Raw genomic sequence first — 25,203 nt, forward strand, 5'->3', positions numbered from 1 at the left:
ATGCGGCGCTGAGCGAACTGGGGCGCATCAACGAAGATTCTAGCCAAGGGTGGTCGAGATGTTGCGGTTTCGAGTGCGTGATTACATGATGGCGACGATGGGCACGCTGTTTGCGCTGCTCATCAGTCTCGACGTTGCGAACGCGAGAGGTCCCGGTCTGCCCAACGTCATGGTTCTGGCGACCGGCGGCACGATTGCCGGCACCGGAGCCAGCAGCACCACGGTGGTCGGTTACACCGCGGCTACGGTCGGCATCGACACCCTCCTCAACGCCGTTCCCGAGCTGAAGACGGTGGCCAACGTCAAGGGCGAGCAGGTTTTCCAGATCGCCAGCGAGAACATGAACAACGACTACTGGCTCAAGCTTGCCAAGCGCGTCAACGCGCTGCTCGCGCAGGACGACGTCGACGGCATCGTCATCACGCACGGCACCGATACGATCGAGGAGACCAGCTATTTCCTCGACCTCGTGGTCAAGAGCAAGAAGCCCGTCGTGATCGTCGGCGCGATGCGGCCGTCGACGGCGATCAGCGCGGACGGGCCGATCAACCTCTTCAATGCCGTGATCCTGGCGGGCAGTGAAGAGGCCGTCGGCAAGGGCGTGCTCGTCGCTCTCAACGACCAGATCAACGCGGCGCGCGAGGTCACCAAGAACAACACCTCGACCGCGGACACCTTCCGCACGCCCGAGCTCGGTTTTCTCGGCTACATGCAGGGCAACAAGCCGTATTTCTATCGTCAGTCGACCCGCCGGCACACCGCAGACTCCGAGTTCGACGTCTCCAACCTCGATACGCTGCCGCAGGTCGATATCGTCTACGGCTATGCCAACATGAACCGGGTCGCGGTTGACGCCTTTGTCGCCGCCGGCGCCAAGGGCATCGTGCATGCCGGCGTCGGCGACGGCAGCCTGGCCCGTCCCGCGGTCGAGCCGGCGCTCGACGAGGCGCGCAAGAAGGGTGTCGTGATCGTCCGCAGCAGCCGCGTCGGCAACGGCATCGTCGCGCGCAACGGCGAAGCCAAGGACGACGAGCACGATTTCGTCGTCTCCGATACGCTCAATCCGCAGAAGGCGCGCATCCTGCTGATGCTGGCACTGACCAAGACATCAGACACCAAGGAAATCCAGCGGATGTTCTACACTTACTAGAGCGTCGGCTGGTCCCGCTTGAAGCGGTCATCAAAGGCCGCATGGCCTCCGATCGCAAGATGCTGCGCGAGATCTTGCGGTAAGCGAGCGCGCGATATCCTGCGCGATCGAATTTCGTAGGGTGGGCAAAGGCGCACTTGCGCCGTGCCCACCACCTCTCCATGAGCCCGACAGAACGTGGGCACGTCGCGCGAAGACGCGCGCCTTTGCCCACTCTACGAGAGTTGCGTCATTGCAGGATCCGCAAACAGCCCTAGCTCCGCAATCCCGGCGCCTCCTGGCCGGTGCGCGCCACGTATTCCGTGTAACCGCCGCCATATTGGTGGATGCCATCAGGCGTCAGCTCGAGCACACGGTTCGACAAGGTCGCGAGGAAATGCCGGTCATGCGAGACGAACAGCATGGTGCCTTCGAAATCCGACAGGGCATTGATCAGCATCTCCTTGGTGGCGAGGTCGAGATGGTTGGTCGGCTCGTCCAGCACCAGGAAGTTCGGCGGATCGAACAGCATTTTCGCCATCACCAGGCGCGCCTTCTCGCCGCCTGAGAGCACGCGGCAGCGCTTCTCGACGTCGTCGCCGGAGAAGCCGAAGCAGCCGGCGAGCGCGCGCAAGCTCCCCTGCCCCGCGGTCGGAAACTGGTCCTCCAGCGACTGGAACACGGTGCGCTCGCCGTCGAGCAGGTCCATCGCGTGCTGGGCGAAATAGCCCATCTTGACGCTGCCCCCGAGCGCCACGGTGCCCTCGTCCGGCTCGCTCGCGCCCGCGACCAGCTTGAGCAGCGTCGACTTGCCGGCGCCGTTGACGCCCATCACGCACCAGCGCTCCCTGCGCCGGATCATGAAATCGAGGCCATCATAGATGCGCTTGCTGCCGTAGCCCTTGTGCACGCCCTTGAGCGCCACGACGTCCTCGCCCGAGCGCGGCGCCGGCGGGAAGTCGAAGGCGATGCTCTGACGACGGCGCGGCGGTTCGACCCGCTCGATCTTGTCGAGCTTCTTCACCCGGCTCTGCACCTGGGCTGCGTGCGAGGCGCGCGCCTTGAAACGCTCGATGAACTTGATCTCTTTCGCAAGCATCGCCTGCTGGCGCTCGAACTGCGCCTGCTGCTGCTTCTCGTTCAGCGCGCGCTGCTGCTCGTAGAATTCGTAGTTGCCGGTGTAGGTCGTCAGCGAGCCGGAATCGATCTCGACCACCTTGGAGATCACGCGATTGATGAACTCGCGGTCATGCGAGGTCATCAGCAGCGTGCCTTCGTAATCGTGCAGGAACTTTTCCAGCCAGATCAGGCTTTCGAGATCAAGATGGTTGCTCGGCTCGTCGAGCAGCATCACGTCGGGCCGCATCAAGAGAATGCGCGCCAGCGCCACGCGCATCTTCCAGCCGCCGGAGAGCTTTCCCACATCGCCGTCCATCATCTCCTGGCTGAAGCCGAGACCGGACAGCGCCTCGCGCGCACGGCCGTCCAGCGCATAGCCATCGAGCTCCTCGAAGGCATGCTGCACCTCGCCATATCGAGCGATGATCTCGTCCATCTGGTCGGCCTTATCAGGGTCGGCCATATCAGCCTCGAGCTGGCGCAGCTCGGCCGCAACCTCGCTGACGGGACCGGCGCCATTCATCACCTCGGCGACGGCGCTGCGGCCACTCATCTCGCCGACGTCCTGGTTGAAATAGCCGATGGTGATGCCGCGATCGGTCGAGACCTGCCCTTCGTCCGGCAGCTCCTCGCCGGCGATCATCCGGAACAGCGTGGTCTTGCCGGCGCCGTTCGGGCCGACGAGGCCGATCTTCTCGCCCTTGTTGAGGGCCGCGGAGGCTTCGATGAACAGGATCTGGTGGCCGGCTTGCTTGCTGACGTTGTCGAGGCGGATCATGAGGTCTTTTCGGGGGAATTTTTGCGTTGCAGCGTAATAGGCCATGCCCCTGCCCAAGGGAAGTCCGGCGGGGTACGGATTTCGCCCTTGAAGGACGCCAAAACGCGCCGACAGGCCGCCCCCTGCTTGATTCCGCCAGCGATCGGGGGAAGCCGGTTGGGGTCAGGAACATCTCCGCTATTGCCGAGTTTTCCCGATGCCCTTCCCCAAGGGCGACCCCGAATGGCCCCAGCTCAATGCCCCCCGATACCACGCGAGCTGGGGCCTATTTTTTCGTCCCTCGAGCTTGGCTGCATCCTGCGATGGATGCGGCAGCTTGCCGTTTGCCGTGGAGGAGGCACAGGGCCAGACAGGACAGAGCTCGGTAAGGATCGTAGCCTGACGGGCCGACATTTTCGAGCTTGGCCCGCCGAACAAGCAAAAGGCAATGGAGGAGAAGATATGCTGCGTTCAGTCTTGTTGGTCGCACTGGCAGCCGTGATGATAACCCCGACCGCGGTCCTGGCGGACAGCAAATCCGATTGTCAGAAGGGTCTTGAGATGATCAAGGCAGAGCTCAGGAAAAAACATCCGGCTCCTGTGATGGCAACCTTGCGCAAGGCACTTAGCGGTGCCGAGAACGAGGTGAGAGAGGAAGATTGGCCCGAATGCATGGACTACATCAAGACCGCGCGTGCTGCGCTAAAACAATGAGCGCTACCGCAAACCAGTAGTGGTCTTTTTACTGTCGTCCCAAACGAGAGACCCTCGCGGGCTCTCCAACCTACGGACTTTCGAAACGCGCGACGATCCCTGCGGCACCCTTCGCATGCTCTTTTAGCTCGCGGAGGAGCTCTTCCCGCGTCAGACCTTCCGCGAAACCGGTCAACGAGAGCTCGATGCCGTCCACGACCAGGTGCGACAGGCCGAGACCGTTCATCGGGACACTTGCTCCGAGAAACCGGCTCACTCCAACGCTTTTCGCGAATTTTCGGGTGCGAGGAACACGCCGAGCAGGGCGAGACAGGCGATCACCTCGAAGTACAGGATCACCGGCGTGAAGCTCGTGCTTGAACCCATCAGAGCGGTCCCGATCAGCGGCGCCAGTCCACCTCCGAGCACAATCCCGAGCTGCTTTCCGAGCGAACTGCCGCTGACCCGAACCCTGGTCGGGAACAGCTCTGCCGTGAACGCCGCCTCTGGCGCGAAAATCAACGCATGGACCAGGCCGAGCGACACGACGAAGCCCGCCACGATCCCCAGCAGTTCTTTGGTCAGCAATATCTGGAAGAAGATCGGATACCACACGGCGGCGACCACGATGCCGAGAATAATAAATGGTCGGCGGCCGAGCTTGTCGCTGAATCCGGCGATCAACGGAACGGCGCACATCTCCACGATATTGGCGACCGTCACGCCCGATGTGATCGACGATTGGGGCATGCCGAGGGTCTTGACGGCATAGCCGAGCACGAAAACCGTGCTCATATAGTTGAACGAGCTGTGCACCATATTGACGAGGCATGCCAGAACGACCGGCTTCTTCCAGGATTTGAGAATCGTCAGCAGAGGAGTCCGGTCGTCTTCCGCTTTGGCCCGGGTCGCGAGAAACAGCGCGGATTCATCCACCTGAGCGCGCACATAGGTGCCGATCAGGACCAGAGCCAGGCTCAGGGCGAACGGCACCCGCCAGACCCAGTTCGCAAAATCCTCCCGCGAATAAATGAACCCGAGAAGAGCGATGAGGCCGGAAGCCGCAACGACGCCGACGGGACCCGAGGCATTGATCCAGGATGCGAAGAAGCCGCGCCGCGCCGACGGTGCGTTCTCGAGCGTCAGAGACACCGCATTCATGTATTCGCCACCGAACGCGAAACCCTGGATGAAGCGAAGAACCACGAGCCCGATGGGCGCCAGGAGCCCGATTGAATCGTAGCTCGGCAGGCAACCGATGAGAAAGCTGGCGATGCCCATCAGCAGGAAGGTCATCATCAGCATCGCCTTGCGGCCGACGCGATCTCCATAATGGCCGAAGACAATTCCTCCAAGCGGACGCGCAACAAAGCCGACGGCAAAGGTGGCATAGACCGCCATCGTGCTCGCGACGGAGTCCATTTTGGGGAAAAAGAAACGGTCGAAGACGATGGGAGCCGTGAACGCGTATACGAAGAAGTCATAATGCTCGATAGCCGAACCGAGCGACGAGGCGATCGCCAGTCGCCTGAAAGCCGGCGACGATTTGGTTGGCACCGACGTCTCGATCACGCGTCCCTGGTCTACCGCCGTCATGTTTTCCTCCGTTTGTCGCTTCCCCACGGCGTCGATTTCTGCTGTTCGACTGCCGCCCAGTATCGTCCTGCCAGAGCATGATCCGGAAAAGTGTGAAGTGGTTTTCCGAAAAGATCATGCTCAAACCAACAGCTAAAGCGCGATGACGATTCAACCCGATCTCATCGCGCTCTAGGCACCCACCATCGCAAGCCCGCCATTGCAGAGCAGGAATTGTCCGGTCATGTGACGGGAATCGTCCCCTGCCAGGAATAGCGTCGGGCCGACCATGTCTTCCGGCGTCGCGATCCGGCCAAGCGGCGTCTGCTTCAGGATCTCGTCACGGCGGCCGTTCTTCCAGTCGTGCCGGTTCTTCAGCGCCTCGGTCTCCATGAAGGCCGCGCCCAGCGTGTTCACCCGCACCTTCGGTGCCAGCGCCCGCGCATATGATTTGGTCAGGCCGATCACGCCGTACTTGGCCGCGGCGTATTGCGGCGCGCGCGGGCTTCCTGCGATTACCACTTGAGACCCGATATTGACGATCACCCCGCCCCTCCCGTCGAGCATTCGCGAACCGACCTCATGGATCATGAACATCGTGCCCTTGATGTCGACGGCGAGCGTGTGATCGATCACCTTCTCGTCGAACTGGCGCCAGGACACCTGGTCGAGCGCCATGTCCCCGACATTGTTGACGAGAATATCGAGGCCGTCCAAAGCCTCGAAGGAGGTTTTCGTGATGTGCAGCACGTCCGCGTGGCTGGAGATGTCGCCCCTGACGATCGCGGCCTTTTGTCCCAAAGCGCGAACTTCGCCGGCAACCTCCTCCGCACCCGCGGCCGAGCTGTTGTAGTGCACGACAACGTCAGCACCTTCCCGAGCGAAGGCCAGCGCCAGGGCGCGGCCGAACCCCCGACCCGCGCCGGTCACCAGCACTTTCCTGTCAGCGAATTTCTTCATCGGCGTTTCCAATCAAGATTGAGCGCGGTCAGGAGACCTGCCGGGCGAGCTCCAGGAATTCCGCATCGCTGACCAGCCGACGCTTCGCCATGGCGAGTTTCTTCACGTCAACAAGAAGCCTGGCGTGCGCTCCCGGGGAAGCTTCGATGCCAAGCTCCCTGCACTTGATGGCGATCGAGGCGGCGCCGCTCTTCTTCCCGAGCACGATGCCTCGCGACGTGTTCAAGAGCTCGGACGAATAGGGCTCGATCGCCTGCGGAATGTGAAACTGCGCCGCGACCGCACCGGTTTCGCGGATGAACAGGTTGCGGCCGACGGCCGCCTTCCACGGCTCGAGCTCATAAGAAGCGATTTGGCGCAGGCGTTTTGATGCATCGCGCACGCGCGCGAGATCAATGCCCGTCTGGATACCGTAGAGCAGCTCGAGCGTCAGCGCGATCTCGGGCAGATTGGCGTTGCCCGCTCTCTCGCCGATGCCGTCGATGGTGCCGTGGATCCAGGATGCGCCCGCGTTGATCGCAGCGACCGCGCAGGCAGTGGCGAGTCCGAAATCGTTGTGGCCATGAAAATGCACCGGAACGGTCCCGACCCACGACTTCACACGGCGGACCAGGAAGTCCACGGCTTCCGGACAGGCGATGCCGAGCGTATCGACGATCGCCAGCTCTCTCGCACCGGCCTCGATCGCTGTCTTGTAGGCGGTCTCGAAGAAGTCCAGATCCGCGCGCGTCGAGTCGACACCGAAAAACGCAACATTGAGGCCGTTCTTTGCGCCGAAGGCGACCGCATCCCTGATCCGCTTCAGCACGGTCTCGCGCGCAACTTCGAGAGCGCCGAGCTTCGCGTTGGAAATCGGAGCCTCGATCACCAGATGCTTCAAGCCGAGATCAGCGACAGCGGCGACATCCTCGATGATCGCGCGCGCAAAGCCCCAGAGCTCCGCTTTCAGCCCGGCGGCGGAAATTGCCTTGATGGCCTCCTTGTCCTCGTCGGACACGCGAGGGAAACCGGCCTCTATCCGTCCGACCCCGAGCCCGTCGATCAGCTTTGCGATCTCCAGCTTCTGCTCGACGCCGAACACCACGCCGACCGCCTGCTCCCCGTCGCGCAGTGTCGTGTCATAGAAGCCCGCGGATGGCTTGGGCCTGCCGGCAAGAGCCGTTTCGTTGAGAGAACCGGTCCAGATCCTCGATCGATCAATCATGACCCGCACCTCAGAACTTTTGGAATGCCGGAGCGGGCGCGCCATGCCCCTCCTCCCAGGAAATCACCCGGTTACGGAGCATGCCGATCTTCTCGATCTCGGCTTCGATGACGTCGCCGGGCTTTAGATACCAGGCCTTGGGGTTGGCACTGAACGCGGCAACGCCGGAGACTGTGCCGGTGGTGAGGATATCGCCCGCGGAAAAACCTGCCGGCGAAAATTTGGACAGCAGTTGGGGCAGGGTCACCGACATGTGGCTGGTGTTCGACACCTGCCGCTTCTCGCCATTGACGCGCAGTTCGATGTTCAAATTGTATGGGTCAGCTATCTCGTCGGCGGTGACGATCCAGGGCCCAAACGGGCAGAACGTATCGATCGACTTGGAGAAGCTGAAATTCGCCGATTCCATTTCGCGCCGCTGGATGTCACGGGCGGTGATATCGTTGAAGATCACGTAGCCGCCGATATAGTCCTTGGCCTCGGCTTCGCTGAAATGTTTGCCCGACTTTCCGAGCACGACACAGAGCTCGATCTCGTAGTCGAGTTCCTTGGTCAGATGCTCGGGGTGGATGATCGGATCGTCGGGTCCGATGATCGCATCGACGTTCTGGAAGAATACAATCCAGGGCTTGATCGCCGCCACCCAGTTCGACCGATCGCCTTCCTGCGCGTGCTCGGCGTAATTGCCTGCGGTATGGAAGATCTTCTTTGGGATGATCGGTGCCTGGAGCTTCACGTCTTTCAAGGCGAACCGGCGCGTCGTCTTGGCGCGCGCGGCAAACTCCTGAACCGGCGCTCCCATCTCGAACAACGCTCGCATGTTGGGCACATCGAGGACGACCAGCTCCTCCCCTTCCAAGGCGCCAACGAGCTGCTCCTGCCCCACTTTGAATGTAGCAAGCTTCATAAGAACGATCTCCGCACGACCAAAACCGGCGGGGCAGATGTTCAAGATCGGGTGCGGCAATTGGTATCCGCGTGATCGCGATCTTGTTCTCCTCCCTTGGGAGAGACCGTAGCCAGCGGCTATCTATGCGTCCAATACGATCTTTTTCGAAAACCATGCATTTTTGTTATACAACTGAGCGACCGCCCTTCTTGGGCAACTCCACACGCTTTCGGACGGCGAGCTCGTCCTTCGAGATCCTGCGCAGGATTTCGAGAACGCGCGCAGCTACCGGGGACAAGGTTTCGTTGCGTCTCCACATCACGCCGACCGGCCGCTGGTTCTCGACGCCCTTCAGCGAGACGATGCACAAGCGACGAGCCGCCACTTCGACCCCGACGAGTTCTCGCGCCATGAGCGATACGCAATCCGTGCTCATGACGATGGCTTTGATGGCGAGGATCGAGTTCGTGTTGATACTCTGCGTCGGCCAGCCGAGATTTGAGCTGGCAAACACGCGCTCCATTTGCTGCCTGAATGCACTGCCGCCGGCGGGCAGCACCCAACGCACGTCTCTGAGATCCGAGAGCCGGACGCTCGCACGCCGCGCGATGGGATGATCCGGGCGGGTGATAAGCCCCCAGTCGGATCGAAAGAGCTCTTCTTCTGCCAGTTCCTGATAGCCCGATCCGCCCCCGATCCTGCTCACGACAAGATCGACATGGCCACGCCGCAGCATATCGGCGATTTCGCTGTCGAGGCCTTCGGTGACGGAAACGTGAATCTTTGGTGCGGCCTTGACCAGGATTTCGAGCGCGCGCGGGACAATTCCGGCGGCAGTGATGGGTGTCACGCCGAGCTTGACTGCCCCTTCAAGGCCCAGGCTTCTCAGACGCGTATCTTCCCGAGCGCGTTCCAGAAGCGCTTCCAACGCTTCGGCGTGAAAGATGAGCGCCGTCCCCATCGCGTTCAGCTGCGCGCCCTGTCGGCCACGTTCGAGCACCTTCGCTCCAACTTCCCGTTCGAGCAGAGCGATGCTGCGCGACAGCCCGGGTTGCGAGACATTCAACGCCGCCGCGGCAGCGCTGAACGAGCCGTGTCTTGCGACAGCAAGGAGATCAAGAAGACGGCGAGGATCGATCCTGACGTGAGGTCCCATTCAACGGCTCGCTAGCTGGAGCTGACCTCATCACTATGGCATGATTCCGCCGCTACACTTCGCGCCTTGAAAATGGCAAGTCACGCCTGCGAGCGCTGGGATTCGCCCAGCCTCTGCGGCAGACGGCGCGCCTGGATACCGCGGCGCGGGCCGGAGCTTGCCAACGCGTCGTCGTTCGAGCGTTCAGGTGGAAGCGGCCATCCGCGCGCTCACCTTGTTGACGATCTGCGGGTCGCGCAGCACGGTGGGAGGTACCAGCAGATGATTGACGTCGATCAACAGGCGATGCACGTCTGCATCCTCGGCGGCAACACGTTGCAGCGCGCCGCTGAATTTCATGCGTTGGACAAAATCTGCTGGCCGGGCACCGCGCGTCTTCTCGTAGATGAAGTCACTCTCCGCCACCGACCATGGGGCCGCCAGAACGTTCTGAATGCCGGCAAAAAATGCGGGCGCCAGGCCATCGAGCGCGGACGGAGTGCCGACCCGCTGGTCGAGCAATTGCCGGAGAACGCCCACCTCCTGGGCGGCAACGGTCATACCCTGCCCGAATGCCGGATTGAATCGGCAAATCACGTCGCCGATCGGCAGAAGGCCATTTGGAAAAGCAGTCAACGCCTCGAAGCGTCGCCGGCGGCTGTTCGGGAAAACGAACCGGTGAATGCTCCCGAGCAGGGGCGCATCCTTGACGGCGTCGTAGATGGTCGAGGTGCGGAATGTCTTGGCGAAAGCCACGAACCCGGGCAGGTCGTCAGGTGGACCGTCGCCATGCATTCCGTTCAAGGTGACCTGCCAGCTCTCATCTTCGCACGGGAAAACGAAACCACCGCGGCCACTTACGGCGGCAGGCCGATGGATCACGCCCATCCAGCCGCGCGACTCGTCCCGCGGAATTCGGAAGCGGCCCGTGCCATAGACGATGTCGACGCCGATTTCCGTTTCTTCGGGGCGAGGCATCCCGCAGGCGTCCAGCGTCTCCAATGTCATGTTGCCTAGCGAGGACGCGTCAACGACCAGATCGGCGCTCATCCGCCGGGTGGCGCCGGAGTGCTCGTAGATCAGCCCAGTCACGCGTCGGTCGGCGGCCAGTTGCAGGCTCTTGACCCGGCACTGCGACTGCAGTGCGATGTTGGCTTGTTTCCTGGTCAAGGACCTCACGACGAATTCCAGGAGAGGCCTTGTCATGCACAGCGTGTCGAAACCGAAATCCCGTTGGGGCCAGGGATCGATGCCCGGCGTCTCAATCAGAACATCGACTGCTACTCTCGTGCGAACGGCGCCTGCGCGCTCCAGCTCATTTTCCAAGTCGGGAAAGGAAGCGAGCAATTCCTGAAGGCCGGCTCTGAGTAGAACATGGGCTTGCCGGCAATGCGGCGTGCCCACTCGCGGTTCGGCACGCTCCGGAAACGCATCGCGTTCCAGCACCGTCACCGACTCGAAGTAGGACGAGAGGGTCTTTGCGGCCGCGAGGCCGGCGATCCCGGCTCCAATGACAATGGCGTGAGTCCCCAACAGATTGGTCATTGAAATCTCCTGAAAAAATAGAGTATTTCGCTCATCCGTTTCGGTGCGGAGCCACGGACGAGCCGAAGTCAATATGCCGCAAGTCTGATGCGCTTCCGGATTGGTGTCAATTCGAAGCACGTCGCCGCAAGGCGACAGCTGAGGTCGAGGGGCCATCCGGCCGCATCCGCTCCAAAAAGCCTCGACCGGCTTTCGGCACCGAGGTCGAAGCGCTAGCATGGCGTCGTCCTGAAATCCGCCCGTCCTCCTGACCACAACTGCAAAGAAGGGACGCGTTCGATGACGATTGTTCTGGTTCACGGAAATCCTGAAACCCCGGCAATATGGGACGATCTCGTGCCATATCTTCGCGGCGGCGAAGTCGTTCGCCTGTCTCCTCCTGGCTTCGGCTCGGCGATTCCCGCTGGCTTCGCCTGCACCACGGATGCCTATCGCGACTGGCTGGCGGACGAACTGACCAGATTGCCCCAACCGGTCGATCTCATCGGCCACGATTGGGGCGGTGGGCACGTCCTGCGAGTTGCGATGGAGCGTCCGGAACTGATCCGGTCCTGGGCCAGCGACATCCTGGGATGTTTCGACCCCGATTACGTCTGGCATGATCTCGCGCGGGTCTGGCAGACGGAAAAGGTCGGAGAGCAGGCGCTTGCGGAGATGGCGAAGCTGCCCGCAGAGGCGCGCGTCGAGCGCTTCGCGAGCCTCGGGATGACACCGTCGATCGCGCGGCAGGTGGTCGCGGGTGCAGATGAGGGATTGGGCCGCGCCATTCTGACCCTGTACCGATCGGCGGCACAGCCGGTGATGCGCGATCTGGGACTCGCATTGCCCAACGCAAAGACGAAGCCGGGACTGGCCGTCATTGCGACGGAGGATGGATATTGCGGCGGGGAGACGCTGGCGCGCCGTTCCGCCGAACGCGCCGGGGCCAAGGTAGCCGTCTTGAAGGGCGCGGGTCACTGGTGGATGTGTCAGCAACCCAAACAGGCGGCGGATGCGATCAACGCGTTTGTAGGGACCTTGAATTGAGGGCCTGTTCTCGCCACCCTCATCTCGTTCGGCCCCTTCAAGATGTGTCGTGAGACTGCATTCGTTGTCGAGCAAGCATCCGATTGTGACCCGCGGCCGCCTGCCTTTGATTGGGCTCCCTACACCCGTCGCATCAGTCTGAGCGAGGCCGCCAACCGCAGGCTGCGCTTGCCCGCAAGCGCGATGCCTTCGAGTTCACCGCTGTCTTCGGTGCATGAGCCGGAAAAACCGATCCCGACCTCATAGCCGCCGAAGACGGGGTTCTCGCCCTTCGCCGGCGTGTGCTCCTGGTTGAGCATCTCGCCCTTCCAGCGGCCGTCTGCTGAGGAATAAGAGCCGAGATAGTAGAAGAACGCATCGCCGCCGAGGATACGTCCGTCGAGCAGCAGCATGACGCCGGAGAGACTGGCATCAACACCATCGAGCGCGCGCAGCTGCATCGCATAGAGCCCGTTGGCGATGCTGCCCGGCCCGATCGTGCCGCGCGGCGGCAGCGCGGCGTCGTCGAGCAGGGCGAGGTTGGCCCAGAACACGCCGTCGGGCATCGCATCCGCCCTGCCCTCCAGCAGGATGGTCGATCCCTCGGTGCGACCGCGCACCCTGATCGTGGTGACGTCGGCGCCCATCAACGGCTTGAAATTGGGATCGTCATTATAACGCTCGGTGATGACCTCGGCTTCGATCACACCGTCCCTGACCACGTAGCTTCCGAGATGCGCAAAGGCGGAATTGCCGCCCAGCATCTTGCCGTCGTGCAGACACATGATGCTGCGGCCGAAGGCGCCGTTGATGCCGTATTCAACCTTGTAGAGCCCGTTGAGCAAAATCGTGAACCCGCAAAATCAAAAGGAATCGCCGGGTCCCTAGCATCGTCGCGGCATCGATGCCACCAGGCTTTTCCGCGCAGGGCTCGCGGAACCGATCCTGCCATGGTGCCATCATGCACCTGTTTTGCCCGACGGGTCAAGCTAATTTCGTAAAATCCGCAATAGCCATTTCGAAGGCCCGCCAGCTCGGCCTTTCAATCACTTGCCTACTGTGCATGGGGTTGTTTCCAACTTTTACGGTGGGCCCGCCTGGTGGGCATTCGGCAACCGTCAATGACGCTTGAAATACTGCACCTCGCGCTCGTGCTTCTCGGCCGCGGCGCGGCTCTTGAAGGTGCCGAGATTGCGCCGCTTGCCGGTCTTGGGATTCACCTTGCGCGAATAGAGCCGGTATTCGCCGGATGCGAGCTTGCGGATCATGGTGGCGCCTCCTGTCGTGGACTTGCCAGTCAAACCGTGTTGCACGCGGTCCGTTCCGTCATGGCCTCGCCGGTGGCGCAAACAGTTGATTGGCGAACGGCTGTGGGTCTGCGGGAACCTTGATGACGACGAAGCTGCGTCCCATCGAGCGGTGGCAGGCGTTGCAGCCCTCGGTGAGATCACCCAGGGCCTTTGCGAATTTGCGGCCGTCCTTGGCCGCAATCGCGTCGGACGTCGCCTGCAGCGACGGCTCCAGTGTCGTGACATTGCTGACGGGGATGCCGGAATAGAGCAAGGCGGCCTCGACCAGGCTCGCCTTGAGCTGGCGCAGCTCGTAAGCCGAAAGCTCCCAGTTCTGCGCTTTGCCGGCCAGCCAGAGCTTCTGGTGGCGCGTCTGTGCGGCACTCATGATGTCGCCGAGCCGCGGCACGTACTGGTCCGCCGACGGCGATTTGAGATCCTGCGCCGTCACGGCCGTGGCCGCTCCCATCAAGGCCAACACGACTATCCAACGACACAGTTCCATCGCACGTCTCCATTCCAATGGAGACGCAATCTAGGCCCGCCGCGCCGTGCCACCTTGCGCTCGATCAAGAGCGGCCTCGTCGTCCGCTAGAAGCAAAGCGTGGTGACGAGCCTGCCCTGCTTGTCCTTGATCGCATAGGGGCAGCGCAGCCGCTCCAGCGCCTTCTTGGCGTCCTCGTCGCCGAGCGCAGCCGCGCGCTCGTAATAGGCCTTGGCGGCGTCCTTATCCTTGGGACCGCCGCGGCCCTCTTGCGCGAACGCGCCCATCCGCTCCAGCGCGCCGGGATGGTTTTGCGCGGCCGCCTTCTCGAACAGCGCGCGCGCCCCGACATCATCCTTCTCGCCGCCATCGCCATTGGAGAGCATCAGGCCGAGCTGGTACTGCGCCTCCGCATTGGTCTCGGCGGCCTTGCTCAGAAGGGTGCGCGCCTGCGCCGGATCGGCCGGCGTTCCGCCACCGGCCCTGCCGAGCGCGGCGAGGTTGGAGACGCCGCGGGGATTGCCTGATTGCGCCGCCTTCTCAAACAGCTTTCGCGCCTGCGCCTCGTCCTTGGCAACACCGGAGCCGGTGCCATAGGCGACACCGAGCTCCACCATCGCCGCGCTGGAGCCCTTGTCGGCGGCCTTGCGCCAGGCAGCGAGCGCTTCCGCCGTCTGCCGGTTCGCGGCATAGGCACGCCCAAGCGCAAACATTGCGCGGCGCGACGATGCGGACGCCTGCTTGCAGAATTTGATGGCGGTCGTGATGTCGGCGGCCGCGATCTCAGGCACGCCCTTCACGTCGGCCGGCTTGTCCGGATCGCTGGGATCGGCGGCAACACGGTCGCACAGCACAAGATCGGCCGATTGCGCGTGCGCGACGACCGGCGCGGCAAGAGCGAAGAGGATGGCAAAGAGACAGGTTCGCATGGCCGTCACGTTGCGTCGGCGTCCCGGCGAATTCAAGGCTCGAGTCCAGACCGGCGCAGCACGGGCATGACCTCCGGGGATGCGAGATAGCGCAGCAGGCGATCGGCCGCCTCGGCCTGCTTCGCATCCGTCATGCGGCCGGCGGAGAACACGGCAGGCGTCTGCAATTCGTGCGGGACCGGGCCGATCACCTCGATGCCGCCGACCTGCTTCAGCTCGCTGATCTGCTGCACGGCGAGATCAGCCTCGCCGCTGACCAGCCGCTCTGCCGTAAAGCCCTGTTCGACGATGGTGGCCTTGGCATTGATCTCGGTGGCGATGCCCATCCGCACGATCAGCTGGGCGAAGTACACGCCGCTCGCACCCAGCCGTGAATAGGCGACGGACCGCGCCGCGAGCAGCGCCTTGCGCAGCGCCGCTTCGCTGGAAATATCGGGATGCGGCTGCCCGGCCCGCACGGCGAGGCCGACATAGGAGCGCGCGAGGTCGGCTGCGCTGTCCGCGATCACGCGCCCCTCGCCTATCACCTCGTCGAGCCCTTCGCGTGTGAGAATGACGAGATCGGCCGCCTCGCCGGCGCGCAGGCGCCTGAGCAACGCCAGGGTCGGCGCGAAGTCGGCATCGACGTGAATGCCCGTTGCGGCCCCGAACGCGGATGACAGGCTGCGCATCGCCCCCATCAGGCCGAGCGTCGAGAGCATGCGGATTTTTTCCATCAGCGATTTTCCCTGATACGATCAGGCGCGATGCATCAGCTCGAGCGTGGCGGACAGGCGCAGGCTGCGCTTGCCGGCCAGTGCAGTCGCTTCCAGCATCGCCTGATCGCCATCATAGGTGCCGGCAAATCCGATGCCGACCTCGTGGCCGCCAAAGATCGGATCGTCCTTGGCCGGGGTGTGCTCCTGGTTGAGGATCTGCCCCTTCCAGCGGCCGTTCGTGGCGATGTAGCTGCCGAGGTAGTAGAACGAAGCATCGCCGCCGAGGATGCGGCCGCGGTTGAGCAGCATCACGCCGGTGAGCCCGCCGTCGACACCGTCGAGCATGCGCAGGTGGATCGAATAGAGACCATCGGTGATGCCGGGCTCGCCGACCCCGCCGGCGATCGGCACCTCCTCCTCCGTGATCGGTGTCATCACCGACTGGAACGGCACGCCGGGCAGCTCTTTCAGCTCGCCCTTGAAGCGGTAGAGATCGCCGTCCGGAAAACCTTTCGCGATCAGCGTCGCATCGTCGGTGCCGGCCATGGCGCGGTAATTCGGATCGGCGTTGTGGCGGACGGTCTTGATGATGATGTCGACGCCGCCTTCGGTCTTCTCGTAGGTGCCGATATGCGCGAACGCCGAATTGCCGCCGAGCATCTTGCCATTGCCGGCATACATCACGCTCCGGCCGACGGCGTCGCCGAGCTGAAACCGCACCTTGTAGAAGCCTTCAAACACCAGCCGTGTCCCCGGCTCCGCGCGCATCCTGACGACTACTCTATCCCGGTTTCGGCCGACATGGACAGGCTTCACTCCGGCATAGAAGTCAGACCCACAACAAGCGTTGTCATCAGAACGCAAAAATCCGCCGGAGCTTCGCAGCTCCGGCGGATTGAAAGCCAACCCGGACCAAGCCCCCAAGGTCCGGGCCGGGAGGATCTTAGGCGACGGCCTTCTTGTCGACAGGCACGGACGAGATCGTCTTCAGGATCTGCGAAGCGATCTGGTATGGGTCGCCCTGCGAGTTCGGACGACGGTCTTCCAGATAGCCCTTGTAGCCGTTGTTGATGAAGGAGTGGGGAACGCGGATCGAGGCGCCACGATCAGCCACACCGTAGCTGAACTTGTTCCACGGCGCGGTCTCGTGCTTGCCGGTCAGACGCTTGTCATTGTCCGGGCCGTAGACGGCGATGTGGTCCATCAGGTTCTTGTCGAAGGCGGCCATCAGCGCCTCGAAGTACTCCTTGCCGCCGACCGTACGCATGTACTCGGTGGAGAAGTTGGCATGCATGCCGGAGCCGTTCCAATCGGTATCGCCGAGCGGCTTGCAGTGGAATTCGATGTCGATGCCGTATTTCTCGGTCAGACGCAGCATCAGGTAGCGGGCCATCCACATCTGGTCGGCAGCGGTCTTGGAACCCTTGCCGAAGATCTGGAATTCCCACTGGCCCTTCGCGACTTCCGCGTTGATGCCTTCGTGGTTGATGCCGGCAGCGAGGCAGAGGTCGAGATGCTCTTCGACGATCTTGCGGGCGACGTCGCCGACGTTCGAATAACCGACGCCGGTGTAGTACGGGCCCTGCGGCGCCGGATAGCCGGACTCGGGGAAGCCGAGCGGACGGCCGTTCTTGTAGAAGAAGTATTCCTGCTCGAAGCCGAACCAGGCGCCGGCGTCGTCGAGGATGGTGGCGCGCTTGTTGGACGGATGCGGGGTCTTGCCATCGGGCATCATGACTTCGCACATCACCAGCACGCCATTGGTGCGGGCACCGTCCGGGAACACGGCGACCGGCTTCAGCACACAATCGGAGCTGTGGCCTTCGGCCTGCTGGGTCGACGAGCCGTCGAAGCCCCACAGCGGAAGCTGCTCGAGCGTCGGAAACGACGAAAATTCCTTGATCTGGGTTTTGCCGCGCAAGTTCGGAGTCGGCGTATATCCGTCGAGCCAAATGTACTCGAGCTTATACTTGGTCATTGAGCCTCTCTGTAGATGATGCGAAAGGTGGGGTTGAGAGCCCCGCACGTTTGTACCCGGCCATCATCGGCCGGCCCTCTACAAGCATGTTGCGTGCCAAAAAGCCGCAGCGCGGGAGCTTTTCCACCGCGCCGGACTCGGTCCAGCCGACGGAAAACCGTCGCAGCCGCATGCGTCATAGAAGCGCACCTTCTCGTGAAGCTGCACTGCAAAAATCCCGCGGAAAACGCCCGATTCTGAAGCAGGCAGGCCCCTGCCTGAAGTTGCCGATCAAACGCGCATCAACGTCCAGCAACTTTCGAAAAGCCGCCCCCTCCTGCCTAGCAACCTTTGGAACGGCCCAGACGTTAGTCATCGACCCGGTGCCTTAGGGGGTGCAGATACCCACCTGCCCAAGAATTGGGCGGAAACTGATCTCCTTTTCAGCACTTTGCTTTTGGGAGTGCGAGGCCGATATGGGGATTCCAGTAACCACATCAGAACGAGTCGGGCGCACCATGGAGGCCAAGTCGCTTCGACCCAGGAGCAATCGCAATGATGAATAATGGTCTAAGTTACGGATCTGCGAAGATCTACCAATTCCCTGCCGGGGGCCGCGCGGCTCTCGCGGGGCGCCGCTATGGCGAGCCACGCCTTCCTGCCGATCACGCCTCGCTTCCCGCGAACGCCTCGATCTGCAGCGATAGCTGGTACCACCAGGACGCGGTCGACGAAGCAAAGCCCAAATGGGAACGCTGATGTCAGTGTCCGGTTTGAGACCGCCGCGCTCTTTCGAGTGCCCGACGGAAGTTTGAAAAAGGGTCGAAACAACGAGGTTTCGACCCTTTTTGATTCTGTCTGGTCGTCCCTTCAAAGGGCCGGCTTTTCAATCACCGCGCAGGCCGTGACCGGCCGCTTCAAATGCTTGACCGTGGTGGCTCCGCTCTTGTCGATCCTCAGCGTGATGCCCGCCCCCGAATAGCGCATGCCCGAAACCGTCAGGCGCTTGGCAAGCGTCACCGGCACGCCGTCGATCTGAAGGAAGGCGCGGGTGTCATAATCATAAAACCCCACGATGAACTGCGTGCCATCGACGCAGCGATAGGTCCGGAATGTCTGTGCGTCGGCGTGCCGCGTGCCTGATGTTCCCGTCGCCAACATGATGATCCCCAAAAGAATAGCCTTGTCCCGGCCCATGATCGCCCTCTGTAATGATGCGTCGGCAACATAACAAAAACGGCTTCGATGTCAGACTCCCCTGCCCGTCACCTCGCCTTGCAAGGCGCCGGCAATTTTCGCGACCTGGGCGGCTACGCCACACGTGACGGCCGCATCACGCGCTGGCGCCATATCTTCCGCTCCAACCATCTCGGCCAGCTCACCGCCGCCGATATCGAGATCGTTCGCGCACTCGGCGTCAAAAGCGCGTTCGACTTTCGCGGCGTCGAGGAGCGGACCGCTGGCATGTGCGTCGTCAAAGAGATCACCGTACATTCGCTGCCGATCGAGCCGACGGTGGTGGCATCGCTGCGCGCCGAGCTCGCCAGGGACGCGCTCACTCGGCGGGTCGCGCTCGAGATCATGCGGGAGTCCTATCGCAACTATGTCCGCCACAACACGCATCGCTTCCGCATGCTGTTTGGCCATCTGCTGGAGGACCGCGCTCCGCTCGTGATCCACTGCACCGCCGGCAAGGACCGTACCGGCTTCGCCAGCGCCCTGATCCTGCATGCGCTCGGCGTCCCCGACGACGTCATTGCCGAGGATTATCTGCTCACCAATCGCCACTACAAGCGCGACACCTCGAGCGTCTCCGACCTGCCCGCCGACGTCCTCGACGCGATCGGCTCGGTCAACGCCTCCTATCTCGCGGCAGCTTTCGATGCCGTCAGGGACGACTATGGCGATGTCGAGGCCTATTTGCGCGACGGCCTCGAGCTCGGCGCGGCCGAGCGGATCGCGCTGAAGGAGCGTTATCTGCAAACGTGATCTGGCGGCGGCCGCCTCACACCGTCACCCCCGCAGCCTTGATGATGACATCCTTGAGAGCGAGTGAGACCTGCATGGTGCTCCAGTCGCTCTGATGGAGCTGGTCGGGATCGGTCACATCGACCAATTGCTCGAATGACACGTTGTTCTGCACGTGCCAATGCCGCATCAGGGCCCAGCGCTGAAACAGATTGACCCCGGCGTCATTGGCCGCATCGCGGATCAGCCGGACCATTCGGTCCGACAGCTCGGCGCGATCATCCCACAGCATCTTCGTCGTATATTGCGGGTCCATCACCACGACCTCGAAGCCGCGGGCACGCAATTGCGCCAGCCCCTTCCTGATGTTCCCGGCAACGACGTCAACGTCGTATTGGTCGTTGTGAAAAACCGCATTCGTTCCCACCTGCCAGATCACCAGCGCGGGGTCATCGGGAAAAATATCGGCCTCGAACCGCCCAAGCTCCTCGGTCGCCTCTTGTCCGCCAATCCCCCGGTTGAGCACGTCAATCCGGATATCCGTCCGATGCAGGACGTCCTTGAAATACTGCCGCAGATACATCTCGAGCCGATAGGGATAAGGCACGACATTGGCTCGTCCGGCCGTCGACGACGACCCCATGGCTACGATCCGCACCACGCCCTTTCCATCGAAGGCTTGCCGCAGCCGCATCAATGGATATTTCAGGTCGACGATCGCAGAGGGAAATTCGATGGACGGAAAAGGTTCGGGCATGAAACAGTCTCCTCAAACCATCTAAAGTTGCACTATAGCCCAGCCTTGATGCGGGCGCCATTGCAACTGCAACTGGCCTGGCGCAATAGTCGGCGCGAATAGAGGCGAGGGAGAGAACCGTGCAGGGAAAAGTCATCGTCGTGACCGGCGCCCTCGGCGCGCTTGGCAGGGTGGTCGCCGACGTCGCACTGTCGCGCGGTGCACTGGTGGCCGGCATCGATTATGCGCCCTCACAACTGCCGGCCACGACTGAGCGCATCGAGATCGGCGGCGTCGACCTTTCCGACGCCGCGCAGGCGAAGACAGCGGTCGAGGCTGCCGCGAAGCATTTCGGCAGACTGGACGCGCTGATCAACATTGCCGGCGGCTTCGCCTTCGAGACCGTCGGCGACGGCGACATCAGGACATGGCACCGCATGCATGCGCTGAATCTGCTGACGGCCCTCAATACCTCGCATGCAGCGCTGCCGCACCTTGCCGCCTCAGAGGCCGGCCGCATCGTCAATATCGGCGCCATGGGCGCGGTTCAGGCGGGCTCCGGCATGGGTCCTTACGCGGCATCGAAGGCGGGCGTGCACCGCCTCACCGAGGCGCTGGCCAGCGAATGGAAGGGCAAGGTCACGGTAAATGCCGTGCTGCCGTCGATCATCGACACCAAGGCCAACCGCGCCGACATGCCGGGCGCTGACTTCGCCAAATGGGTGACGCCGCAGGAGCTTGCCGAGGTGATCCTGTTCCTCGTCAGCGACGCCGCGAGCGGCGTCACCGGGGCGCTGATTCCGGTGAGCGGTCGGGTGTGATCAATCCGGCACCAGCAGCCGCAGATTGCCCTTGAAGCGGATGCTCTGTTTGCCCGCGAGCGCAATGCCCTCGCCATAGGCGGTCTCGTCGGTATAGGTACCACTGAAGCCGATGGTCACGACCTTGCGGCCCCACACCGGGCGCTCGTCGAACGAGGGCGAATGCTCCTCGTTGGTCAGCTCGCCCTTCCATTTGCCGTCGGCGGAGGTGTAGCTGCCATAAGCGAAGAAAAACGAGTCGCCGCCGCGCATGGTGCCGTCGCGCAGCACCATGACACCCTGATTGCCGCCCTGGACGCTATCCAGGAACTCGATCCGGATGTGATAAAGCCCGTTCCTGATCGTCATTTCGCAAGGGCCCTGTTCCCCGCGTGAGGATATAGCTGGCTTGACCGCGTTCGGGCAAATGCTCGCCGGCCTCAACCCCGATCCGGGCTAGACTAAGGGGAATTGATTCTCCGACTGGAAACTCACCTTGGAAACCGCGCTCTACCTCCCCGTCAAACGATTCCTCGAAAGCCTCGGCTTCGACGTGAAGGGCGAGATCCGCGGCTGCGATCTCGTCGGCCTGAGCGCCGGCGATCCGCCTGTCGTGGTGATCGGCGAGCTCAAGCTCGCCTTCAATCTCGAGCTGATCCTGCAAGCAGTCGATCGTGCGCCGGCAGGCGACGAGATCTGGATCGCCGCAAAAATATCCGCACGCGGCAAGGGCCGCGAGAGCGATGCGCGCTATCGCAATCTGTGTCGCCGCCTCGGCTTCGGTATGCTCGGGGTAACCGATAAGGGCGAGGTCGAGGTGCTGGTGAAGCCGCCGACGGCGGCCCCGCGCCGCGAGCCGAAGACGCGCTCGCGGTTGGTCGCCGAGCATCAGCGCCGCCAGGGTGATCCCGCGCTCGGCGGCAGCACCCGCGCGCCGATCATGACGGCCTATCGGCAGCAGGCACTGGCCTGCGCATCAGAGCTTGCCGCTGGCCCGCGGCGGGTGCGCGATTTGCGCGAACGCTGTCCCGATGCCGGCAAGATCTTGCTTAACAATGTGTATGGCTGGTTCGAGCGCGCCGACCGGGGAATTTACGGGCTTACGCAGGCGGGACATGCGGCGCTGAAACGCTGGCCGCAGCAACGCCCTGAGATCGGTGCCCGGTCACCGCTGTGACGCCCAAGCGGTGCATAGCTGAGCTGCCACACCAATTTCATATTGCAATGCAACATGTAGGGCACTAGGTATCCGGCATCAAAACGAGGCCGTTATGAGCGCAGATTGGAATACCAAATATGGCACGCGGCGCGTGCGCCACGATCCGCCCACGCTGGATGAGGCGATCTTCGCTGCCGTCGGCATCACCGACGACCAGGATCAGCAGGCCGAGATCGCTGCCGCGCTGATGGGGATGCCACTCGAAATCGTTCAGGCCGAGGTCAAGAAGCAGGCCCGCACCAACAGCCGCATCACCGCGACGCGCGTGATCGCCGGCGAACAGGGCGCGCAGCGCTCTGTCGTGGTCGAGCGCCGCGTCGTCCGCCGCTTCGGCAACGACAAGCGCACCGGCACCTAAGGCCTCACATTCTTGCTTCAATAAAACAGCGGACCGGCCTCGCCGGTCCGCTTTTTGTTTCAGGCGTTTGCTGTCAGGCCGCACGATTGCCGTACATGCTGGAGATCAGCTTCCAGCAGGTCGAGTTGAAGCTGAGCAGCGCGCGGCCGGCCTTGAACGGCGCCGAGGCGAGATCCGCAAGCTCGTCCTCGGGCGTCTTGGTCAGGTCGATCGTGCCGGTCGACTCGCCATGGCGAAATTGCAGGTTCGCACCGAACTTCCTGGCGAGCGCGCGCATGGCGTGATTCTCCGCGCCCGTGGTGATGCGCAGGCTCTTGTAGCCCTTCCAGCGCGCTTCCGCGATCAGGCGGCTGAACAGCACGGTGCCGACGTTCTGGCGGCGGGCTGAGGCCTCCACGCTGAAAGCGACTTCTGGCAGCGAATCACCCTCCGGCGGATGCAGCTCAGCCGCACCACGCACCACGCCGTCGACGATGTAGGCAACGATCACGGTGCCATCATCCGCGCAGCGGGCCGCGTAGCGCTCGATAAAGCTGTCGTCGAGAAAACCGTTGAAGCGGTCGTGCCGGCTTCCGGCATCGAGCCTGAGCAGATGATCGCGCAACAGCGGCAACTCTTCCTGCTGGCTCAGGGTCCGCACATAGCCCGGAACGGACGTCGCGCGAACGGTCTCATCAAGTGTCACGTCAAAACTCCTCTTGGTGTCCCTCGAGGAGGCGTTCGAATCCCTAGGGCCCCAATATTGTGCGTCGCAACAAAATTATCAAGACGGGAACCTGCTCAAGTTTCCGGCATCGGGAACGACTAATTCGTTAACAAAATCAAGGCCCCGTAGTCTTACAGGACCAGCTGCGTCTGGGTCACCACGGCCACCAGCTTGCCGTCCTCGGTCTCCAGCCGGGTGGTCCAGACCTGGGTCCGGCGCCCCCGATGAACCGGGGTCGCGATCGCGATGATAGTGGTTCCCTCCTTGGCGCCACCGATGAAGTTGGTCTTGCTCTCCAGCGTGGTCGTGCCCTTGGCGTCATCAGGCAGATTAATCACGGTCGCAGCTGCGCCAACGGAATCGGCGAGCGCCATCACCGCGCCGCCGTGGATGGTGTGATGCAAGGTGCAGAGATCGGGCCTCACCGTCATCCGGGCGACCACGCGATCCGTCCCGGCCTCGACGAATTCGACGCCCTTGAGCTCGGCGAACGGCATCTTCATCGCTTTGAGTTTTTCGAGCGGCGTCATCGGATCTCCTCCCAATTCGCGGAAGTCTCAGCGTGAATGGCTTCGGACGGCAAAGCAATGACGTCTGAGGTAATGGTTGCCGTGATGCCGCGTCTGCATCTGCGCGTATGATCTCTCATGCGCCACTTCCCGCCGCGATCTCTAGCCCCGTCATCCTGAGGTGCTCTCCGTGGGACGCAACGCGTCCCACGGAGAGCCTCGAAGGATGCACGGCCCCGATACAGCCGGGCCGTCGCCCTTCGAGGGCCGCTGAAGAAGCGGCCGCCTCCAGCGACAACGGCTTCGCCGTTGCGCGGGGGTGACGGTGATGGATTTCACGTCACTGCATTCACGACCTGGTACTCCGGCCGACGCCACAGCTCGCCTGCGATCACCTCCTCGATGATCTCGGCCGCACGGACGATCTCGCTCTCGCCGATATAGAGGGGCGTGATCCCGAACCTCATGATATCAGGCGCTCGGAAATCGCCGATGAGGCCGCGAGCAATCGAGGCCTGCATCGCGGCGTAACCACCCGCGAAGGCGAACGAGACTTGCGAACCACGACGCTCGTGCGCGCGCGGGGTCACGAGCTTCAGGGACGGGCAACGACGCTCGACCTCCGCGATCAGGAGATCACCGAGTGCCAACGAGCGGACGCGGACCTCCTTGATGTCGACCCGATCCCAGATATCCAGCGAAGCCTCCAGCGCCGCCATCGCCAGTACCGGGGGTGTGCCGACGCGCATACGCTCAACACCCCCGGCGGCGGCGTAGCCAAGCTCAAACGCAAACGGCTTTGCGTGGCCCATCCATCCGGAGAGCGCCGCACGCGCATCGTCGGCATGACGCGGCGCGACGTAGAGAAATGCCGGCGCGCCGGGGCCGGCATTGATGTATTTGTAAGTGCACCCCGCAGCGAAATCGACACCGCAGCCGGCGAGATCGACCGGCAGCGCACCGGCCGAATGCGCGAGGTCCCAAACCGTGACGATATCAAGCGCCTGCGCCTGCGCGGTCAGCTTCGCCATGTCGTGACGGCGGCCGGTGCGGTAGTCGACCTCGGTGATGTAGAGGACGGCGACCTCTTCCGACAGCGAAGCCTCGATTTCCTCCGGAGCCACCAGGCGCAGCTGATGGCCGCGCCCGAGCGTCGCGATCAGGCCTTCCGCCATGTAGAGGTCGGTCGGGAAATTGCCGGTGTCCGACAGGACGACCTTGCGCGAGACGTTCATGTCGAGCGCAGCGGCGAGTGCCTGGTAGACCTTGAGCGATAGCGTGTCGCCGACCATCACCGAGCCGGCCTCCGCGCCGATCAGCCGGGCGATGCGATCGCCGACATGGCGCGGCTGGGCATACCAGCCTGCGCTGTTCCAGGCGCGGATCAGCTCATCGCCCCACTCCGTCGTGATGACGCGGTTGACGCGCTCGGCGACGCCAAGCGGCAATGCACCGAGCGAATTGCCGTCGAGATAGATCACCCCCTCGGGCAGATGAAACAGCGCCTTGGTGTCGTCGTAGACGCGAAGCCTGGACATG

Annotated in this window: 29 protein-coding genes; 8 read left to right on the forward strand and 21 right to left on the reverse strand. The window is 62.8% G+C overall.

The window, feature by feature from the left end; genetic code table 11:
* Nucleotides 1-58: 58 nt before the first annotated feature.
* Nucleotides 59-1,150 carry a type II asparaginase gene (locus tag HYH07_RS16335; protein ID WP_220003431.1) on the forward strand — a complete coding sequence of 364 codons (1,092 nt, stop codon included), beginning with the start codon at nt 59-61 and terminating at the stop codon, nt 1,148-1,150.
* Nucleotides 1,151-1,403: 253 nt separating this feature from the next.
* On the opposite strand, the gene HYH07_RS16340 is transcribed toward HYH07_RS16335, so the two are convergent.
* Complete coding sequence (locus tag HYH07_RS16340) at nt 1,404-3,026, reverse strand: ABC-F family ATP-binding cassette domain-containing protein (RefSeq protein ID WP_220003546.1); 1,623 nt, start codon at nt 3,024-3,026, stop codon at nt 1,404-1,406.
* A gap of 441 nt (nt 3,027-3,467) precedes the next feature.
* On the opposite strand from HYH07_RS16340, the gene HYH07_RS16345 reads away from it, so the two are divergent.
* The gene (locus HYH07_RS16345; RefSeq protein WP_220003432.1) at nt 3,468-3,719 is read left to right on the forward strand and encodes a histidine kinase; all 252 of its coding nucleotides are present in this window, start codon (nt 3,468-3,470) and stop codon (nt 3,717-3,719) included.
* Between the two features lie 70 nt (nt 3,720-3,789).
* Here the strand turns inward: HYH07_RS16345 and HYH07_RS16350 are convergent, their stop codons facing one another.
* The 7 genes from HYH07_RS16350 to HYH07_RS16380 form a co-directional block, all read right to left on the reverse strand.
* Nucleotides 3,790-3,945, reverse strand: a complete 156-nt coding sequence (locus HYH07_RS16350; protein ID WP_220003433.1) for a hypothetical protein — start codon at nt 3,943-3,945, stop codon at nt 3,790-3,792.
* A gap of 26 nt (nt 3,946-3,971) precedes the next feature.
* Entirely contained in the window at nt 3,972-5,270 is a 1,299-nt protein-coding gene (locus HYH07_RS16355; RefSeq protein WP_220003434.1) for an MFS transporter, read from the reverse strand.
* Between the two features lie 195 nt (nt 5,271-5,465).
* Nucleotides 5,466-6,233, reverse strand: a complete 768-nt coding sequence (locus HYH07_RS16360) for an SDR family NAD(P)-dependent oxidoreductase (protein ID WP_220003435.1) — start codon at nt 6,231-6,233, stop codon at nt 5,466-5,468.
* A 28-nt stretch (nt 6,234-6,261) separates the two neighbouring features.
* On the reverse strand, nt 6,262-7,437 hold the full coding sequence (locus HYH07_RS16365; protein ID WP_220003436.1) for a LeuA family protein: 1,176 nt from the start codon (nt 7,435-7,437) through the stop codon (nt 6,262-6,264).
* Nucleotides 7,438-7,447: 10 nt separating this feature from the next.
* Nucleotides 7,448-8,344, reverse strand: coding sequence for a fumarylacetoacetate hydrolase family protein (locus HYH07_RS16370; RefSeq protein WP_220003437.1), 897 nt, complete (start codon nt 8,342-8,344; stop codon nt 7,448-7,450).
* A gap of 166 nt (nt 8,345-8,510) precedes the next feature.
* Nucleotides 8,511-9,482: a LysR family transcriptional regulator gene (locus HYH07_RS16375; RefSeq protein WP_220003438.1), complete on the reverse strand. Its 972-nt coding sequence runs from the start codon at nt 9,480-9,482 to the stop codon at nt 8,511-8,513.
* Nucleotides 9,483-9,665: 183 nt separating this feature from the next.
* Nucleotides 9,666-11,006, reverse strand: a complete 1,341-nt coding sequence (locus tag HYH07_RS16380; protein WP_220003439.1) for an FAD-dependent monooxygenase — start codon at nt 11,004-11,006, stop codon at nt 9,666-9,668.
* 279 nt (nt 11,007-11,285) lie between these two features.
* Here HYH07_RS16380 and HYH07_RS16385 point away from each other — a divergent pair, with 279 nt between their 5' ends.
* Entirely contained in the window at nt 11,286-12,032 is a 747-nt protein-coding gene (locus tag HYH07_RS16385; RefSeq protein ID WP_220003440.1) for an alpha/beta fold hydrolase, read from the forward strand.
* A gap of 119 nt (nt 12,033-12,151) precedes the next feature.
* Here HYH07_RS16385 and HYH07_RS16390 read toward each other — a convergent pair whose 3' ends face one another.
* The 7 genes from HYH07_RS16390 to HYH07_RS16420 all read right to left on the reverse strand — a co-directional run bounded on the left by HYH07_RS16390 (nt 12,152) and on the right by HYH07_RS16420 (nt 17,389).
* Nucleotides 12,152-12,856 (reverse strand): hypothetical protein, encoded by a 705-nt coding sequence (locus HYH07_RS16390; protein WP_220003441.1) that lies wholly within the window; start codon nt 12,854-12,856, stop codon nt 12,152-12,154.
* 273 nt (nt 12,857-13,129) lie between these two features.
* Entirely contained in the window at nt 13,130-13,279 is a 150-nt protein-coding gene (locus HYH07_RS16395; protein ID WP_007609497.1) for a hypothetical protein, read from the reverse strand.
* Between the two features lie 58 nt (nt 13,280-13,337).
* Complete coding sequence (locus HYH07_RS16400) at nt 13,338-13,805, reverse strand: hypothetical protein (RefSeq protein ID WP_220003442.1); 468 nt, start codon at nt 13,803-13,805, stop codon at nt 13,338-13,340.
* 86 nt (nt 13,806-13,891) lie between these two features.
* The gene (locus HYH07_RS16405) at nt 13,892-14,713 is read right to left on the reverse strand and encodes a tetratricopeptide repeat protein (protein ID WP_220003443.1); all 822 of its coding nucleotides are present in this window, start codon (nt 14,711-14,713) and stop codon (nt 13,892-13,894) included.
* A gap of 32 nt (nt 14,714-14,745) precedes the next feature.
* On the reverse strand, nt 14,746-15,429 hold the full coding sequence (locus HYH07_RS16410; RefSeq protein ID WP_220003444.1) for a substrate-binding domain-containing protein: 684 nt from the start codon (nt 15,427-15,429) through the stop codon (nt 14,746-14,748).
* A gap of 21 nt (nt 15,430-15,450) precedes the next feature.
* The gene (locus tag HYH07_RS16415) at nt 15,451-16,152 is read right to left on the reverse strand and encodes a GrlR family regulatory protein (RefSeq protein ID WP_220003445.1); all 702 of its coding nucleotides are present in this window, start codon (nt 16,150-16,152) and stop codon (nt 15,451-15,453) included.
* Between the two features lie 202 nt (nt 16,153-16,354).
* Entirely contained in the window at nt 16,355-17,389 is a 1,035-nt protein-coding gene (locus tag HYH07_RS16420) for a glutamine synthetase beta-grasp domain-containing protein (protein WP_057757742.1), read from the reverse strand.
* Between the two features lie 534 nt (nt 17,390-17,923).
* Between HYH07_RS16420 and HYH07_RS16425 the strand changes: the two genes are divergently transcribed.
* Nucleotides 17,924-18,127, forward strand: a complete 204-nt coding sequence (locus HYH07_RS16425) for a DUF2735 domain-containing protein (RefSeq protein ID WP_220003446.1) — start codon at nt 17,924-17,926, stop codon at nt 18,125-18,127.
* 111 nt (nt 18,128-18,238) lie between these two features.
* On the opposite strand, the gene HYH07_RS16430 is transcribed toward HYH07_RS16425, so the two are convergent.
* Entirely contained in the window at nt 18,239-18,565 is a 327-nt protein-coding gene (locus HYH07_RS16430) for an MliC family protein (protein WP_220003447.1), read from the reverse strand.
* Between the two features lie 48 nt (nt 18,566-18,613).
* On the opposite strand from HYH07_RS16430, the gene HYH07_RS16435 reads away from it, so the two are divergent.
* On the forward strand, nt 18,614-19,357 hold the full coding sequence (locus HYH07_RS16435; protein WP_220003448.1) for a tyrosine-protein phosphatase: 744 nt from the start codon (nt 18,614-18,616) through the stop codon (nt 19,355-19,357).
* 16 nt (nt 19,358-19,373) lie between these two features.
* Here the strand turns inward: HYH07_RS16435 and HYH07_RS16440 are convergent, their stop codons facing one another.
* Nucleotides 19,374-20,093 (reverse strand): SGNH/GDSL hydrolase family protein, encoded by a 720-nt coding sequence (locus tag HYH07_RS16440; protein ID WP_220003449.1) that lies wholly within the window; start codon nt 20,091-20,093, stop codon nt 19,374-19,376.
* Between the two features lie 119 nt (nt 20,094-20,212).
* Here HYH07_RS16440 and HYH07_RS16445 point away from each other — a divergent pair, with 119 nt between their 5' ends.
* Nucleotides 20,213-20,893 carry an SDR family oxidoreductase gene (locus HYH07_RS16445; protein ID WP_220003450.1) on the forward strand — a complete coding sequence of 227 codons (681 nt, stop codon included), beginning with the start codon at nt 20,213-20,215 and terminating at the stop codon, nt 20,891-20,893.
* Here HYH07_RS16445 and HYH07_RS16450 read toward each other — a convergent pair whose 3' ends face one another.
* Nucleotides 20,894-21,241 carry a GrlR family regulatory protein gene (locus HYH07_RS16450; protein ID WP_057757757.1) on the reverse strand — a complete coding sequence of 116 codons (348 nt, stop codon included), beginning with the start codon at nt 21,239-21,241 and terminating at the stop codon, nt 20,894-20,896.
* 127 nt (nt 21,242-21,368) lie between these two features.
* Between HYH07_RS16450 and HYH07_RS16455 the strand changes: the two genes are divergently transcribed.
* Together HYH07_RS16455 and HYH07_RS16460 are read left to right on the forward strand one after the other, a co-directional pair.
* Nucleotides 21,369-22,049, forward strand: coding sequence for a DUF2161 domain-containing phosphodiesterase (locus tag HYH07_RS16455; RefSeq protein WP_220003451.1), 681 nt, complete (start codon nt 21,369-21,371; stop codon nt 22,047-22,049).
* Nucleotides 22,050-22,143: 94 nt separating this feature from the next.
* The gene (locus tag HYH07_RS16460) at nt 22,144-22,449 is read left to right on the forward strand and encodes a hypothetical protein (protein WP_220003452.1); all 306 of its coding nucleotides are present in this window, start codon (nt 22,144-22,146) and stop codon (nt 22,447-22,449) included.
* Between the two features lie 73 nt (nt 22,450-22,522).
* On the opposite strand, the gene HYH07_RS16465 is transcribed toward HYH07_RS16460, so the two are convergent.
* The 3 genes from HYH07_RS16465 to kynU form a co-directional block, all read right to left on the reverse strand.
* Entirely contained in the window at nt 22,523-23,134 is a 612-nt protein-coding gene (locus tag HYH07_RS16465; protein WP_057757766.1) for a GNAT family N-acetyltransferase, read from the reverse strand.
* A gap of 152 nt (nt 23,135-23,286) precedes the next feature.
* Entirely contained in the window at nt 23,287-23,685 is a 399-nt protein-coding gene (locus tag HYH07_RS16470; protein WP_220003454.1) for a PaaI family thioesterase, read from the reverse strand.
* Nucleotides 23,686-23,999: 314 nt separating this feature from the next.
* Nucleotides 24,000-25,202: a kynureninase gene (kynU, locus tag HYH07_RS16475; protein WP_220003455.1), complete on the reverse strand. Its 1,203-nt coding sequence runs from the start codon at nt 25,200-25,202 to the stop codon at nt 24,000-24,002.
* Between the last annotated feature and the right edge of the window lies 1 nt (nt 25,203).

It is taken from the genome of Bradyrhizobium sp. BR 10261 (assembly GCF_019455395.1).
Lineage (GTDB): Bacteria > Pseudomonadota > Alphaproteobacteria > Rhizobiales > Xanthobacteraceae > Bradyrhizobium > Bradyrhizobium manausense.

Excerpts from the sequence above, each read along its gene's own strand:
- HYH07_RS16335 (WP_220003431.1), top strand. The coding sequence starts at position 59 with ATGTTGCGGTTTCGAGTGCGTGATTACATGATGGCGACGATGGGCACG.
- HYH07_RS16340 (WP_220003546.1), bottom strand. The coding sequence starts at position 3,026 with ATGATCCGCCTCGACAACGTCAGCAAGCAAGCCGGCCACCAGATCCTG.
- HYH07_RS16345 (WP_220003432.1), top strand. The coding sequence starts at position 3,468 with ATGCTGCGTTCAGTCTTGTTGGTCGCACTGGCAGCCGTGATGATAACC.
- HYH07_RS16350 (WP_220003433.1), bottom strand. The coding sequence starts at position 3,945 with ATGAACGGTCTCGGCCTGTCGCACCTGGTCGTGGACGGCATCGAGCTC.
- HYH07_RS16360 (WP_220003435.1), bottom strand. The coding sequence starts at position 6,233 with ATGAAGAAATTCGCTGACAGGAAAGTGCTGGTGACCGGCGCGGGTCGG.
- HYH07_RS16365 (WP_220003436.1), bottom strand. The coding sequence starts at position 7,437 with ATGATTGATCGATCGAGGATCTGGACCGGTTCTCTCAACGAAACGGCT.
- HYH07_RS16370 (WP_220003437.1), bottom strand. The coding sequence starts at position 8,344 with ATGAAGCTTGCTACATTCAAAGTGGGGCAGGAGCAGCTCGTTGGCGCC.
- HYH07_RS16375 (WP_220003438.1), bottom strand. The coding sequence starts at position 9,482 with ATGGGACCTCACGTCAGGATCGATCCTCGCCGTCTTCTTGATCTCCTT.
- HYH07_RS16380 (WP_220003439.1), bottom strand. The coding sequence starts at position 11,006 with ATGACCAATCTGTTGGGGACTCACGCCATTGTCATTGGAGCCGGGATC.
- HYH07_RS16385 (WP_220003440.1), top strand. The coding sequence starts at position 11,286 with ATGACGATTGTTCTGGTTCACGGAAATCCTGAAACCCCGGCAATATGG.
- HYH07_RS16395 (WP_007609497.1), bottom strand. The coding sequence starts at position 13,279 with ATGATCCGCAAGCTCGCATCCGGCGAATACCGGCTCTATTCGCGCAAG.
- HYH07_RS16400 (WP_220003442.1), bottom strand. The coding sequence starts at position 13,805 with ATGGAACTGTGTCGTTGGATAGTCGTGTTGGCCTTGATGGGAGCGGCC.
- HYH07_RS16405 (WP_220003443.1), bottom strand. The coding sequence starts at position 14,713 with ATGCGAACCTGTCTCTTTGCCATCCTCTTCGCTCTTGCCGCGCCGGTC.
- HYH07_RS16410 (WP_220003444.1), bottom strand. The coding sequence starts at position 15,429 with ATGGAAAAAATCCGCATGCTCTCGACGCTCGGCCTGATGGGGGCGATG.
- HYH07_RS16420 (WP_057757742.1), bottom strand. The coding sequence starts at position 17,389 with ATGACCAAGTATAAGCTCGAGTACATTTGGCTCGACGGATATACGCCG.
- HYH07_RS16425 (WP_220003446.1), top strand. The coding sequence starts at position 17,924 with ATGATGAATAATGGTCTAAGTTACGGATCTGCGAAGATCTACCAATTC.
- HYH07_RS16430 (WP_220003447.1), bottom strand. The coding sequence starts at position 18,565 with ATGGGCCGGGACAAGGCTATTCTTTTGGGGATCATCATGTTGGCGACG.
- HYH07_RS16435 (WP_220003448.1), top strand. The coding sequence starts at position 18,614 with ATGTCAGACTCCCCTGCCCGTCACCTCGCCTTGCAAGGCGCCGGCAAT.
- HYH07_RS16440 (WP_220003449.1), bottom strand. The coding sequence starts at position 20,093 with ATGCCCGAACCTTTTCCGTCCATCGAATTTCCCTCTGCGATCGTCGAC.
- HYH07_RS16450 (WP_057757757.1), bottom strand. The coding sequence starts at position 21,241 with ATGACGATCAGGAACGGGCTTTATCACATCCGGATCGAGTTCCTGGAT.
- HYH07_RS16460 (WP_220003452.1), top strand. The coding sequence starts at position 22,144 with ATGAGCGCAGATTGGAATACCAAATATGGCACGCGGCGCGTGCGCCAC.
- HYH07_RS16470 (WP_220003454.1), bottom strand. The coding sequence starts at position 23,685 with ATGACGCCGCTCGAAAAACTCAAAGCGATGAAGATGCCGTTCGCCGAG.
- kynU (WP_220003455.1), bottom strand. The coding sequence starts at position 25,202 with ATGTCCAGGCTTCGCGTCTACGACGACACCAAGGCGCTGTTTCATCTG.